This window comes from Candidatus Rokuibacteriota bacterium, assembly GCA_016188005.1.
GTDB lineage: Bacteria > Methylomirabilota > Methylomirabilia > Rokubacteriales > CSP1-6 > UBA12499.
Genome location: JACPIQ010000008.1, coordinates 108,762 through 121,803, shown reverse-complemented (window position 1 = coordinate 121,803; position 13,042 = coordinate 108,762). Strand labels below are relative to the sequence as shown.

The following is a 13,042-nucleotide window of genomic DNA, read 5'->3' as shown; positions in this document are numbered from 1 at the left end:
GGTGGATCAGCCGGGCGTCCAGTCCAGCGGATAGAAGAGCACGACGACGGTCTTGCCGCGGAAGTCCCGCAGGCTCACCTCCTTGAGGCCGATGCCCTTCAGCGTGAAATCGGGAGCCGCATCTCCGATGGTCAGCGTCCTCGTCTCGCTCATCCGGATCGTCCCCCCCTTGTGCGACGGACTGGGTGAGGCGTCGTCATCTTACCCGACGCTCTGTCGCTCTTCAATCGAGGCTGCATGCGCCCGGCGGGCTTCCGCGTGATCTCCCAGAGCCGCCGCCGCCGGGCCTCCAGCGGCTGGTCCGCGAGCCCGAGAAAGCCCGCCGCCGTCTGGACCCGGCCCGTCTCCCAGAGCCTCCGGAACCGCTCGGGGTAGCCGTCGTCCCGCAGAGCGTGATGGTCCATGATCACGCGGCACCCCGTGCGATCCATCACCCGCAGCAGATGTTCCACCCCCTGCTCGATGAGGGCGCGCCCGATCCGGGCCTCCAGGTAGGCCGGCGGACCCGAGAGGTACAGCAGGTTCGGCCGCTCGCGCGCCAGGTAGGCCGCCGCCACGGCGGAGAGCGGCCCCTGCACGTCGGAGCCGTGAACGAACCGGAAGCCCTCGCGGCGGTCCGTCACGGTCAACGCCACCACGTAGCCGAAGCCGCTGCCCTCGACCCCGTGAGCCAGCGGCGGCGAGGCGTGAAGCACGCACTCCGCCGTCTCGTACCGCCGGCCCTCGGCCGTGTCCAGCCGGCACTGCCCCTCCAGCGCCTTCCACAGCTCCCGCGCGCGCCCCTTCTGGCTCGGGTTGATCATCCGCGCGGGATCCTTCGCCCACACGCCGCGGTCCCGGTAGAGCGCCGGGTCGTAGCGGAAGTGGTCCTCGTGGTAGTGGCTGACGAACACCCACCCGGCGCGGGCCGCGTAGCCGGAGATGCGGTCGTTCGCCCGCTTGAGCGCCTCCCACTCCGCGTCGGCGGGGGGGAGGTTGAACCGGCTCGGCGCCAGCGAGGCGCCCGGGTCGATGATGAGCCGCGTGGCCCCGCACTCCACGTACGTCGCCACCGAGCGCACGCCCAGCGACTCGCCTGCCAGCGGGACGATCTTCATCAGATGCAGCGGCCGCCGTCCACCTCCACGCAGGTCCCCGTCACCATGGCGGCGTCGTCGGAGGCGAGGAAGAGGGCGGCTCTCGCGATGTCCTCCGGGGTGTTGAGCCGTCCCAGGGGCACCGTGGCGATGTAGCGGGCCCTCCCCTCGTCGTCCACGGCCGTCTTGCCCATGAACGTCGGCAGCATCGGGGTTTCCGTGGCGACGGGGGCGATGGAGACGACCCGCACGCCGAACGGCGCGCACTCGATGGCCAGGCTCTTCGTCATGCTCACCACGGCCCCCTTGGACGCGGCGTAGCACTGCCCGCCCGGGCGCGGGCGCATCGCCGCGGTCGAGGCGGTCACGAGGAAGACACCGCGCTTCTGACGCTTCATCACCCCGAGCGCGTACTTGGCGCCGAGGAACACCCCCTTGACGTTGACCGCCAGGATCCGGTCGAAAGTGGCCTCCTCCACGTTCTCCACCTGCGTGGGCCATTGCGGCACCCCCGCATTCGCGTAGAAGACGTCGAGCCGCCCCCAGCGGGCCACCGCGCGCTCCACCACTGCCTGGTTGTCGGCCGCCGCCGAGACGTCGCAGCGGAGCGGAATCGCCTCCCCTCCCCCCTGCTCGACCTGCTGCGCGGTCGCCTTGGCGGCGGCCTCGTCGATGTCCACCACGGCCACGCGCGCGCCCTCGCGGGCAAAGAGCACCGCTGCGGCCCGGCCGATGCCCGACCCCGCTCCGGTCACCAGCGCCACCCTGTCCCTGAGCTTCATCGTGTGTCCCCTCACCAGGCGCGGGCGCCCGGGCTGGCGCCCGCCCGCTTTCTTGACCCGGCGGGCACCCGCGCTGGCGCCCGCTTTCTTGACCCAGCGCGGGCGCCCGGGCTGGCGCCCGCCCGCGCCCGCCGGATGTTCACGCGCGTTCGCTCCCTCGCACGGCGTCAGCCGCTGTCGCCCTGCGGTTTGACGTCGACGACGGTGCCGCCAGTGGCACGGATCAGCTCGGCCGGTGTCAGCGGGAACACACACTCGGGCACGCCGGCGGCCGCGTAGACGAGATCGTATTGCTCGAGGTCCCGATCGATGTAGACGGGCAGCGCTGTCTGGTGGCCGAAGGGTGGGACGCCGCCGATGGCGTAGCCGGTGGCCTGCCGCACCGTCTCGGGGTCGGCGCGCCGCACCGTCCCGCCGGCGAGCAGGCCCACCCGGGCCTCGTCCACCCGGTTGGCGCCCGAGGCGATCACCATGACCGGGGCCCCGTTGACCGTGAAGACCAGCGACTTGGCGATCTGCGCCACCGTCACGCCCAGCGCCTCCGCGGCCTGCCTCGCGGTCCGCGCGTGCACGGCCAGCTCGATCACCTGCCGGTGAAGTCCCCGCCCGGCGATGGCCGCCTGCACGCGCTCCACCGCCGGCTTCAGAGGACCAGCTCCGCCATGGTCCGCAATGCCTCAGGCTGCCCGACCCCGCAGATCAGCGTCGTCACGCCCGCCTCCCGCCAGGCTCCGAGCCGCTCCCGGATGCGCGCCTTGGGGCCGCACAGCGCCACCTCGTCCACGAGCGCGTCGGGCACGGCCCCCGCGGCCTCGTCCTTCTTCCCCGAGAGGTAGAGATCCTGGATGCGCGCGGCGGCAGCCTCGTAGCCGTAGCGGCGAACCAGCTCGTTGTAGAAGTTCTTGCCGCGGGCGCCCATGCCCCCCACGTAGAGCGCGAGTCTGGGCTTGATCACGTTCCGGCAGCGCGCCACATCGTCGCCGACCACGACGGGCACCGTCGGCGCGACGTCGAAGCGCGGGAGCGACTTGCCGCCGCCGGCTGCGGCGAAGCCCGCCTCGAGGTGCGGCCGGAAGACCGACATCCGCTGGGGGGAGAAGAACACCGGCAGCCAGCCCTCGGCGATCTCGGCAGCCAGCGCGACGTTCTTCGGGCCCACGGCGGCGAGGTAGAGCGGGATGTCCGCCCGGCCGTGGAGAATGGACTTGAGCGGCTTGCCGAGGCCGGAGGCATCCGGCCCCGCGTAGGGGATCTGGTAGTACTCGCCCTTGAAGGTGAGCGGGCTCTCCCGCCGCCAGACGGCGCGGATGATCTCCACGTACTCGCGCGTCCTCTGGAGCGGCTTGCCGAACGGCACGCCGTGCCACCCCTCGACCACCTGCGGGCCGGAGACGCCCAGGCCCAGCAGGAAGCGCCCCCCGGACAGCTGGTCCAGCGTCAGCGCGGTGGTGGCCGTGAGCGTCGGCGTCCGCGCCGGGATCTGCATGATCGCCGTCCCCACCCGGATGCGCTGGGTCTGCGCCGCGACCCACGTGAGGGTCGTCACCGCGTCCGATCCGTAGGCCTCGGCCGACCACACGGAGTGGAAGCCCAGCCGATCCGCCTCCTGGATCAGCGGCAGGTCGACACCCGCGTTGGAGCCGGAGTAGCCGATGTTCAGCCCGAGACGCATCGCGGTGTCCTCCTCGGGAGCCCGGAGCCACCAGGGCCTCCCCAGCGGTGTCGGGAAATCGCCACGATCCCTCCTCGCACCCGGACCCCCTCCTGCTGGAGAAGAATCCGCTGGGTGAGCATGCTCTCCACGTTCGCCCGGCGGCTGATCCCGCCCCGCGCATTGACCACTCGGTGCCAGGGCACGCCGGGTGGGCAGCGCGTCATGGCCTTCCCCACCGCGCGCGCCGCTCCCTTCCGGCCCAGCAGCGCGGCGATCTGCCCATACGTCACGACCCGGCCCGCCGGGATCTCGCGGACCAGCCTCCACACGGCCCGCCGGAACTGCATCCCGCGAGCTCCGGCGGCGGCGCGGCCCGCACGGTCACCGCCGCTCGCGCCCAAGCTCGAGCTCGTACAGCCTGGCGTAGAGGCCCTGCGCGGCGAGCAGCTCGGCGTGGCGCCCGGCTTCCCGCACCCGCCCCCTGTGGAGGACGAGAATGCGGTCCGCGCTCTGGATCGTCGAGAGGCGGTGGGCGATGACCAGGGTGGTGCGCCCCTCCAGTAGCTCGCCCATCGCCGAGCGGATCAGCGCTTCGGACTCCACGTCCACGCTGGACGTCGCCTCGTCCATCGCGAGGACGCGAGGATTATAGATGAGCGCGCGGGCAATGGCCAGCAGCTGACGCTGGCCGCCGGAGAGGTTCACGCCGCGCTCGCGGATCTCCTCCGCGAGACCGCGCGGCAGTGCCTCCACGAGCCGCGCCGCGTTGGCGCGCTCCAGCGCACGCGCCAGCTCGGCGTGCGGCACGGCGCCGTCACGGCCCAGCGTCAGGTTCTCCTCGACGGTGCCGGCGAAGAGGAAGACCTCCTGCGGGACCAGGCCCACGTGCTGCCGGAGCGCCAGCAGGTCCCACTGGCGCACGTCCACGCCTTCCACCAGCACCTGGCCCCGCGTCACGTCGTAGGCGCGCGTCAGGAGCCGCGCGATGGTGGACTTGCCCTCGCCCGTGGGCCCCACCAGCGCGACGTGCTCCCCCCGCGCCAGTGTGAAGGAACAGTCGCGCAACACCCACTGCTCGCCCTGGTAGGCGAACCAGACGTCGCGGAATTCCACGGTGGGCGTGCCGGCGCCAGGGTCGGCGGGGCGGGCGAGCCCGGCGCCGGCCGGGCCCGCGATCCCGGGGGGTGTGTCCAGCAGGCCGAAGACGCGCTCCGAGGAGACCGTCGCCGCCTGCATCACGGTGTACTTGGCGCCCAGGTCCCGGATGGGCAGGAAGAACCGGTTCGTGTACTCGAGGAAGGCGACCAGCCCGCCGAAGGTGAGCGCCCCCACCACCACCTCTCCTCCCCCGTACCAGAGAAGCAGCGCCACGGCTATGGAGCCGAGGGCCTCCACCCCGGCGTAGAGCGAGGCCTCGAAGAACGTCGAGCGGAACTGCGCCCGGCGCAGGTCGCCGTTGAGCGCCCCGAAGAGCCGCGCCTCCTCCCGCTCCCGGGCGAAGAGCTGGATCACGGTGATCCCCTGGAGCGACTCCTGCAGGAAGGCGTTGAGCCGCGCCAGCCGCGCCCGCACGAGGCGGTAGCTCTCGCGGGCCTTGAGGCTGAAGTACCCCGCTGCCAGCACCAGCACGGGCACCAGCGCGAAGGTGACGAGCGCAAGCCGCCAGTTCATGGACAGCATGATGACCACCACGCCCACGAGCGTCACGATGTCGCCGACCACGGCGGCCACGCCGCTCGTGAACAGCTCGTTGATCGCCTCCACGTCGTTGAGCACGCGGGTCATCAGCCGGCCCACCGGGTTCCGGTCGAAGTAGCCTGCGTGCATGCGCTGCAGGTGCGCGAAGAGCGCTTCCCGCAGGTCGTGCATGACGCGCTGGCCGGTGATCTGGGTCACGTAGGACTGCGCGGCCCGCAGCAGATACAGGGCCACGAGCGTGAGGAGGAAGAGGCCCGCCATCCGGCCGAGCCCCACCCAGTTCCCCCTGAGGATGTGCTCGTCGATGGCCACCTTGACGAGGTACGGCTGTACCAGCTCCGCGGCCGCGGCCAGGGGGAACAGGGCCATGGACAGGAACACGAGTGGACGGTGCGGGCGCGTGACCGCCCAGAGCCGCGCCATGAGCCGCCCGTCGTAGGCCCGGCCGAGGAGCTCGTGGTCGGGCTCAGTCTGGCTCAAGCTCGCTCTCGATCTGCTGGATACGCCAGAGGCGTGCATAGGCTCCGCCCGCCGCCAGGAGATCCGCGTGCCGGCCCTGCTCGACGACCTCCCCGTCATCGAGGACCACCACGAGGTCGGCCTCCTCGGCGGCGAGCAGGCGGTGTGTCATCAGGAGGGTCGTCCGCCCGCGCCGCGCGCCGCGGAGGGCCTGCAGGATCTCCCACTCCTTCCCGGGGTCCACGGAGGCGAACGGATCGTCCAGGACGAGAAACGCCGGCTCGCCCACGAGCGCCCGCGCCAGGGCCGCTCGCTGGCGCTGGCCCCCGGACAGCGTGAGCCCGCGCTCCCCCACGACCGTGTCCCAGCCTTCGGGAAACCCCTCCACCTCGGCGGCCAGCCCGGCGGCGGCCGCCGCCGCCGACAGCCGCTCGTGACCAGCCGCCCCGTCACCCAGCAGCAGGTTGTCCCTCAGCGAGCGCGAGAAGAGGAACGCCTCCTGCGGTACGTAGCCCACGGTCCGGCGCAGCTGCCGGACCGGCAGCTCGCGCACGTCGGTGCCGCCCACGAAGAGCGTCCCGCGCGGCGGCTCGAAGAGCCGGCAGACCAGAGCGCCCAGCGTGGACTTGCCGCTTCCCGTGGCCCCCACGACCACCGCGAAGGCGCCCTCGGGCACCGTGAAGCTCACATCGCGAAGCGCGGGTGCCGCCCGCCCCTCGTAGGCGAACGACAGACCGCTGAACTGGAGGCCTCCCCTCGGCAGCCGCCGCGCATCCCCCGCCTCGGCCCCGTCCGGCTCCGCCTCCGCCGGTGCGTCCAGCACCTCGGCGATGCGCTGCATGGCACTCAGCCCCCGCTGCAAGTTTCCGAGCGTCCACCCCAGTGCCACGGTGGGCCAGGCCAGGTATGCGAGATAGCCGTTGAAGGCGACGAAGGCCCCGAGCGTGATCCGGCCATCCACGACGGCCTTGCCGCCGAGCCAGAGGATGATGAGCGTGCCCATCCCCGAGATGAGCCCCATGAGCGGCCAGAAGCCCGCCTGCGTCCGCGCCAGGCGGGCGCTCCGGGTCAGGTACTCGCCGTTGAGCCGGCCGAAGCCCGCGATCTCGCGCTGCTCCATGGTATAGGCGCGGACCACGGCGATGCCCGCGAGGTTCTCCTGGACCTTGGCCGAGAGGGCGCCCAGCTGCTCCTGCACAGCCGTCGACTGCCGCTCCACGCTCCGGCTGAAGCGGCGGGCGGCCAGGATGAGCACCGGCGAGGGGGCCAGCGCGTACAGCGTGAGCCGGGGATCGATGCTCCACATGGCGACGAGCGTGCCCGCGAAGGCCAGTGACGTGGAGGTGAGCATGGTTGTGCCGAAGCCCGCCAGCGTGCGCACCGCCGAGATGTCGCTGGAGGCCCGCGACATCAGGTCTCCCGTGCGGTGGGAGTGGTAGAAGGTCGCCGGCAGCCGCAGCAGCCGGGCGTAGAGGTCGCGGCGAAGGTCATGCTCCACCCACTGCCCGGCGCCGATCATGGTGAAGCGCGACCCAAGCCGCGCCGCCCCATGGGCCACCGCCAGCGCGACGATGATGGCGGCGTAAGTCACCATGGCGTGAAGATCCCGGCTCGCCCCGAGCGCGTCCACGGCCGCCTTCACCGTCCAGGGGATGCCCAGCGAGAACACGGTGGCCAGCAGGAGACACACGGCGCCGCAGGCGTAGCGGAGCCGATAGCGGCGCAGGTAGCGGAGCAGCCGTCGAGCGGGCGACACGCCCCTCAGTATATCGCCCGCCGCTCCTCCACTACGGGGTCAGGTCTTGCAATCCGACACGCCGCCCGGCCCCACTTCGGTTGCGTTTCCGGCGGCACCGATCGCCAAGGCGCTGACCCCGATCCTATGGAGGTTCCCACGCCTGCCGATGTCGCAATGCAAGACCTGACCCCCGCTAGGGGGGGCCGTCGAGGTGGGGCCGGAGGGCGGCGTAGACGGCGAACAGCGTCGGCGTCGGCACCCCCAGCTGCTCGCCGAGCCGCACGGCATGGCCCTGCAGCGCCTCGAGCTCCAGCCGCTTGCCGCGGGTCAGATCGTGGTGGAGCGAGGAATAGAAGCCGCCCGGCTGGCTGTCCAGGAGACCCAGCACCGTGTCGACGATCCCGCTCTCGACCCCGGCGCCGGCCGCCCCGGCCACCCCCACCATCTCCTCCAGCAGCAGCCGGTACATGCGGCGTGTCTCGGGCAGCGCCCGGATGATGCCGGCGGGACAGCGCGTGACCGCCGTCATGCCCGAGTGGGCGACGATCATCACGTACTTCTCCCAGAGCGCCCGCCTGATGTTCGCGGAGATCTCCGCCGGGATGGAGGCGCGCCGGCACGCCTCGAGGAACGCGCGGGCCCGGGGTGTCTCGCGCCCGTCCATCTCGCCGAAGACGATGCGCCCCATCACCGTGTGGGCGATGACGCCGGGGGCCTCGATGGTCGCCAGCACCTGGGCGGCGCCGCCGAGCACGTGCCCCGGCCCGAGGATCCGCACCAGCCTCCCCTCGCTCTCCATCCCGTTCTGGATGGACAGCACGCCGGTCTCCGGCCCCACCACCGGCCGGATCGCCGCCGCCGCGGGCTCGGTGTCGAAGGCCTTCACGCAGAAGAGCACGAGGTCCGCCGGCGGCAACCCCTCCAGCCGCTCCACCGCGGGCGCCGTCACGGTCCACTCCCCCTCCATCGCCGAGCGGACCCGCAGGCCGCTGATCTGGATCGCCTCCAGGTGCTTCCCGCGGGCCACGAACGTGACGTCCTCCCCCGCGCGCGCCAGCTTGGCGCCGAAGTAGCCGCCGGTCCCGCCGCTGCCCATGACGACGATCCGCATCCGCGCCGGCGCCTCCCGGGGCGTCAGAGCCACTCGACCCGCTTGAAGTGGCGGTAGAGGCCGATGCAGGTCCCCAGCATGACGGCCATGATCGCCGGGTAGCCGAGCGTCCAGCCGAGCTCGGGCATGTGCTGGAAGTTCATCCCGTAGACGCCCGCGATCATGGTCGGCACTGCCAGGATCGCGGCCCACGCAGCCAGCTTCTTCATGGACTCGTTTTGCGCCACCGAGATCAGCGAGAGGTTGGCCTCGAAGGCCGTCGTCAGGAGCTCGCGCGCGGTATCCACCATCTCGTTGATCCGGATGCTGTGGTCGTACACATCGCGGAAGTACAGCCGCGTATCGTCCGGGACCAGCTCGTCCTCGAACCGCGTCAGGCGGTTGCAGACATCCACCAGCGGCGAGACCGCCCGCTTCACCTCCAGCAAATCGCGCTTCAGCCGATAGATCCGCGCAGTGGTGTCACGGTCGAACGGCCGACCGAAGATCCCCTCCTCGAGCCCGTCGAGGTCCTCCTCGAGCGCCTCCACGACGGGGAAGTACTGGTCCACGATGAAGTCCATGAGCGCGTAGAGGACGTAGCCGGGGCCCTTGCGGAGCTGCTGGGGGGCGGCCTCGCAGCGGCCCCGCACCTCCTCGTACGACAGCGACGCCCCGTGGCGCACCGACACCACGTAGCGGGGCCCCACGAAGATGTGCGTCTCGCCGAAGTCGGCCCGCCGGGACGCCGGGTTCATCCGGGCCGTCCGGAGCGCCACGAACAGCGAGTCGCCGTAGCGCTCGAGCTTGGGCCGCTGATGGGCCCGGTGGGCGTCCTCCACCGCCAGGTCATGCAGGCCGAACTCCTGCTGGACCTCCCGCAGCAGCGCCTCGTCGGGCTCGTGCAGGCCGATCCAGACGAAGCGGTCGGGCTGCTCGAGCGCCTCGCTGATGTCCGCGATCGCGACATCCGCCACCCGCTGTCCGTCGGCGTACGCCGCGCAGTCCTCCACGCCCTTCACACGACCTCCTTGATCTGGCGCGGGCACCCTGGCCGGGGCCGGCCCGCGCCCGCCGGATCTTCGCGCTGTCCGACGTCCATCGCCCGATCTCAGCCGCCGTCACTCTGCGGGGCGCGCGCGGTGGTTGTCAAGCCGCAGCCGTGTTAGGCTCAGCGCGATATGAGAGCATCGTTCCTCGGGGTCGCCGTCGAGGCGGCCAGGCGCGCGGGGGCCTTTCTCCTCGAGCACCGCGGCGCCGCCCTCAGCGTCACCACCAAGTCGAGTCCCATCAACCTCGTCACCGACATCGACCGCGGCGCCGAGGCCCTGGTGGTCGAGACGATCCATCAGCACTTTCCTGACCACTCGATCCTGGCCGAGGAGGGCGGCGCCGTGACGCGCTCGCGCAGCCACCGCTGGGTCATCGACCCGCTCGACGGCACCACCAACTTCGTCCATGGCCTGCCGCTCTTCGGCGTCTCCATCGCCCTCGAAGTGGACGGGCGGGCGCTGGTGGGCGTCGTCTTCGATCCGAACCGCGGCGAGTGCTTCACCGCCGAGCGCGGGCGAGGCGCCCGCGTCAACGGTGTGCCGCTCCGCGTCTCGCCCACGGCGGCGCTCGGCGAGAGTCTGCTGGCCACGGGCTTCCCCTACGACGTCCGCGCCGCCGCCGACAACAATCTCGCCGAGCACGCAGCCTTGACCCGCAGGAGCCGCATCGTGCGGGAGCTGGGCTCCGCGGCCCTGAGCCTCGCCTCGGTGGCGGCCGGCCGTCTCGACGGCTTCTGGGAGCTCGTCCTGGGCCCCTGGGATGTGGCCGCCGGCGCCCTACTCGTGGAGGAGGCCGGGGGGCGCGTCACGGATCTCGAGGGCGGCCCGCTGGACCCCGCCGCCCCCGCCGTGGTCGCGTCCAACGGGACGATCCACGACGAGATCATCCGAACCCTCAAGGAGGTCAGAGCCCAGTGAGTGACAAGACGCTGCCGCTCCAGGTGCGCACCATCCGGATGGAAGCCGTCGAGTCCGGTGACGACGAGCTCGTCGTCACCGGCTCGTTGCTGGACGAGCGCCCGCGGGGCGGCCCGAAGTGGTTCGGCGTTCCAGGACCGCGGGTGGTGCACGACATGCGGGTCGCTCTGCGCGTCCGCCATCCCGAGCTGGTGATCACATCCGTGGAAGGCGCCATGCACACCCAGCCGTACACGATCTGCCCCGAGGCCCTGCCGGCCCTCCAGCGGCTGGTCGGCGTCTCCGTCGCCCAGGGTTTCACCCGCGCCGTCAACGAGCGGCTCGGCCGCCAGCAGGGCTGCTCCCACCTGACCGCCCTCATCCAGGGCATGGGACCCGTGATCCGCCAGGCGGCGGGCGTCGCCTTCAGGGACCGGAACAGCGAGGCGGTCATGGGCGGCGACGGCGACCGCTGGTTCGTCAACACCTGCCGGTCGTGGCGGGAGCACGGGCCCTTGCACAACCTGCTCAAGCGGGGCGACGAGGCGGGGCTTCGCGCGATGTCCACGTACAAGGAGCACCGCGAGCCGGTCTCGTAGCGCGCCGTCTCGGAAAGGCGGAGACGAAGCGCCGGCCCATCCGGCGCCGCGTGTCCACGCATTGCTCAGCCAGGCCACTGGCCGACCCGCTCGCGAGGCGGCGGGCGCGCCGGCCCCGGAAAGATCCGGCTAGCCGGAGGCGACGCGGGGGATGATGTGGCGGCGCCCCCGGAGCAGGAGCGCGGCCTCGCCGGTGGTCTCGTCGGTCTCCATCGCCTGCAGGAGCTGCCAGGCGGCGGCGCGGCCCAGCCTGGCCTCGAAGCGCCCGCCCTTGACGCGGCAATAGGGCACCTCTCCCGGGCCGAGACGCAGGGTGTCGAGGGCCAGGGGCTCACGGCTGCCGTCGCTCAGCACCACCCCCGCCGGGTCCTGGTCGAGCTCGACTCGCACCACGACGAACGGGGCGTCCTCCACCTCCACTGGCACCCGGAGCGAGCCCACCAGGAGGTAATACCCGGCCGCATCCATCTGGAGGCGCGTCCACAGATCGTCCAGGATCCGCGCGTGGGTGATCGTCTCTCCCTCGTGGCGCCATTCGCCGTCACGGGTGATGGACAGGCGCGGCAGCCCCGGATGGGCGGGATGCCCCGCGGCCGTCATGAGAACGCGGCGGCGCAGAAGCTCACCGCCCCCTCGGGATCGGGCCACTGGCTGTAGCGGAGCAGCCGCCCCCGGGCCCCGGGCAGCGCCCGGAGGAAGGCGTAGATGGGCGACAGCCCGCAGATCCGCCGCGCGTCGCCGTCCCGCGCCACCTCCTCGAAGAAGGCGCCAGCGTCTCCCGCCGTCACGGTCGCGAGCATCGCGCGGTCCTGGGCCTCTACGTGGCGGAGGAACTCATCGGTGTTGAGCTCGGGATCGCCGAAGCGCGGCCCCACGTGGGCCAGGTCCACGCCCGCCACCAGACAGACCCGGCGTCCCGAGACGGCCAGCGTCTCGCCCAGCGCCTCGAGGAAGCGGGGCACGCGCGCGTCCGACTCGGGCGCGCTTGCGCGCCACACCGCCTCGTGAAGGAAGGAGGCGAGCAGCGGCACGATGGTGAAGGGCCGCCGCTCCCCGAGGAGATGCTGGAGCATCACGACCTGGAACTCCACGGAGTGCTCGACGCGGTGCGCACCCTCGGAGGCCAGGAGATCGTGGCCGTATCTCCGGCCCAGGGCATCCAGAAAGTCGCCATCGGCGGCCGCCCGACCAAGCGGCGTCTCATAGGCCTTGCCCGTAGCGGCGAAGGGATCTGCCATGCCGGCATGACAGGTGCCGAGGATCACGAAGAGGTCGGCGTCGGAGTGGGCCAGCTCGCGGTAGGCCCAGGCATAGGTCGGCCCGCCGCGGTGGAAGTCGATGTGCGGCGCGATCAGCCCGCGGATGCCGGGCGCGCCGCCGGCGGCACCGTCCAGCCCGAGACTCACGGGGCCCGGCGTGCCCGGACCGTCCGCGTGGGTGAAGAACGAGCGGATCTGTTCCTGGAGTGTCCCGGGCTCGCCCGCGTAGGCCGCTCCGGCGTGAGCCGGCGGACGCACCGGGCTCAGCCGGAAGCCCTCCTCGATGCGTCGCCGCCGCTCGGCGAAGCGCGGGCTGTCCAGGAAGCCCGCCGAATCCATCTGCTCCACGATGCCGCGGATCTGCTCGGCGCTGGGGGCTTGGCCGTGGCGGGCGAGGAAGATCTCCCGCATCTCTCCGATGGAGTGCTCCCCGTCGAAGAGCGACACCAGATCCAGCAACGGCAGCGCCAGCACCGCAACCTGATCGGTGAAGCCGGCAGGGTCCCTCAAGCCCACCGCACGATCGCCCTCCTGCTGCACCGGGAAGGCCTCGAGGGCCCTGAGCCTCGGCCGCTCGCTGCTCTCGCTCATCGCGTGCCCCTCCGCGCCCGCCCGCAGCTCATGGCGCCGCTTCGGCGGCCGGGGAGCCGATCGCCCCGAACGGCCGGCGGCGAACGCCACCAGCAACCCGGGGCCCCTCGTCCGCCCACCGGGCCCTGCCCCGATCCATCCGGCGAT

The 13,042-nt window shown here is 72.1% G+C and carries 14 protein-coding genes; 2 read left to right on the top strand and 12 right to left on the bottom strand.

The window, feature by feature from the left end; translation table 11 throughout:
• Positions 1 to 6: 6 nt before the first annotated feature.
• From HYV93_02240 to corA, 10 genes are all read right to left on the bottom strand, one after another.
• The gene (locus HYV93_02240; GenBank protein ID MBI2524780.1) at positions 7 to 153 is read right to left on the bottom strand and encodes a redoxin domain-containing protein; all 147 of its coding nucleotides are present in this window, start codon (positions 151 to 153) and stop codon (positions 7 to 9) included.
• Entirely contained in the window at positions 150 to 1,097 is a 948-nt protein-coding gene (locus tag HYV93_02235; protein MBI2524779.1) for a hypothetical protein, read from the bottom strand. Before HYV93_02235 ends, HYV93_02240 begins: the two co-directional genes overlap by 4 nt.
• Positions 1,097 to 1,858, bottom strand: a complete 762-nt coding sequence (locus HYV93_02230) for an SDR family oxidoreductase (GenBank protein ID MBI2524778.1) — start codon at positions 1,856 to 1,858, stop codon at positions 1,097 to 1,099. Before HYV93_02230 ends, HYV93_02235 begins: the two co-directional genes overlap by 1 nt.
• 167 nt (positions 1,859 to 2,025) lie before the next feature.
• Positions 2,026 to 2,532, bottom strand: coding sequence for a YbaK/EbsC family protein (locus tag HYV93_02225; GenBank protein ID MBI2524777.1), 507 nt, complete (start codon positions 2,530 to 2,532; stop codon positions 2,026 to 2,028).
• Complete coding sequence (locus HYV93_02220) at positions 2,502 to 3,530, bottom strand: LLM class F420-dependent oxidoreductase (protein ID MBI2524776.1); 1,029 nt, start codon at positions 3,528 to 3,530, stop codon at positions 2,502 to 2,504. The genes HYV93_02225 and HYV93_02220 overlap by 31 nt, the downstream gene beginning before the upstream one ends.
• Entirely contained in the window at positions 3,515 to 3,859 is a 345-nt protein-coding gene (locus HYV93_02215; protein ID MBI2524775.1) for an MGMT family protein, read from the bottom strand. Before HYV93_02215 ends, HYV93_02220 begins: the two co-directional genes overlap by 16 nt.
• A gap of 34 nt (positions 3,860 to 3,893) precedes the next feature.
• Entirely contained in the window at positions 3,894 to 5,729 is a 1,836-nt protein-coding gene (locus tag HYV93_02210; GenBank protein MBI2524774.1) for an ABC transporter ATP-binding protein, read from the bottom strand.
• A complete protein-coding gene (locus tag HYV93_02205; GenBank protein MBI2524773.1) occupies positions 5,677 to 7,425 on the bottom strand; it encodes an ABC transporter ATP-binding protein in 1,749 nt (582 codons plus the stop codon). The genes HYV93_02210 and HYV93_02205 overlap by 53 nt, the downstream gene beginning before the upstream one ends.
• 175 nt (positions 7,426 to 7,600) lie before the next feature.
• A complete protein-coding gene (locus HYV93_02200) occupies positions 7,601 to 8,518 on the bottom strand; it encodes a 2-dehydropantoate 2-reductase (protein ID MBI2524772.1) in 918 nt (305 codons plus the stop codon).
• Between the two features lie 23 nt (positions 8,519 to 8,541).
• On the bottom strand, positions 8,542 to 9,519 hold the full coding sequence (gene corA, locus HYV93_02195) for a magnesium/cobalt transporter CorA (protein ID MBI2524771.1): 978 nt from the start codon (positions 9,517 to 9,519) through the stop codon (positions 8,542 to 8,544).
• A 159-nt stretch (positions 9,520 to 9,678) separates the two neighbouring features.
• Between corA and HYV93_02190 the strand changes: the two genes are divergently transcribed.
• Positions 9,679 to 10,467 (top strand): inositol monophosphatase, encoded by a 789-nt coding sequence (locus HYV93_02190; protein MBI2524770.1) that lies wholly within the window; start codon positions 9,679 to 9,681, stop codon positions 10,465 to 10,467.
• Positions 10,464 to 11,045, top strand: a complete 582-nt coding sequence (locus HYV93_02185; protein MBI2524769.1) for a DUF2889 domain-containing protein — start codon at positions 10,464 to 10,466, stop codon at positions 11,043 to 11,045. The genes HYV93_02190 and HYV93_02185 overlap by 4 nt, the downstream gene beginning before the upstream one ends.
• A gap of 129 nt (positions 11,046 to 11,174) precedes the next feature.
• On the opposite strand, the gene HYV93_02180 is transcribed toward HYV93_02185, so the two are convergent.
• Positions 11,175 to 11,645 (bottom strand): DUF1285 domain-containing protein, encoded by a 471-nt coding sequence (locus HYV93_02180; GenBank protein MBI2524768.1) that lies wholly within the window; start codon positions 11,643 to 11,645, stop codon positions 11,175 to 11,177.
• The gene (gene amrB, locus HYV93_02175; GenBank protein MBI2524767.1) at positions 11,642 to 12,643 is read right to left on the bottom strand and encodes an AmmeMemoRadiSam system protein B; all 1,002 of its coding nucleotides are present in this window, start codon (positions 12,641 to 12,643) and stop codon (positions 11,642 to 11,644) included. Before amrB ends, HYV93_02180 begins: the two co-directional genes overlap by 4 nt.
• Between the last annotated feature and the right edge of the window lie 399 nt (positions 12,644 to 13,042).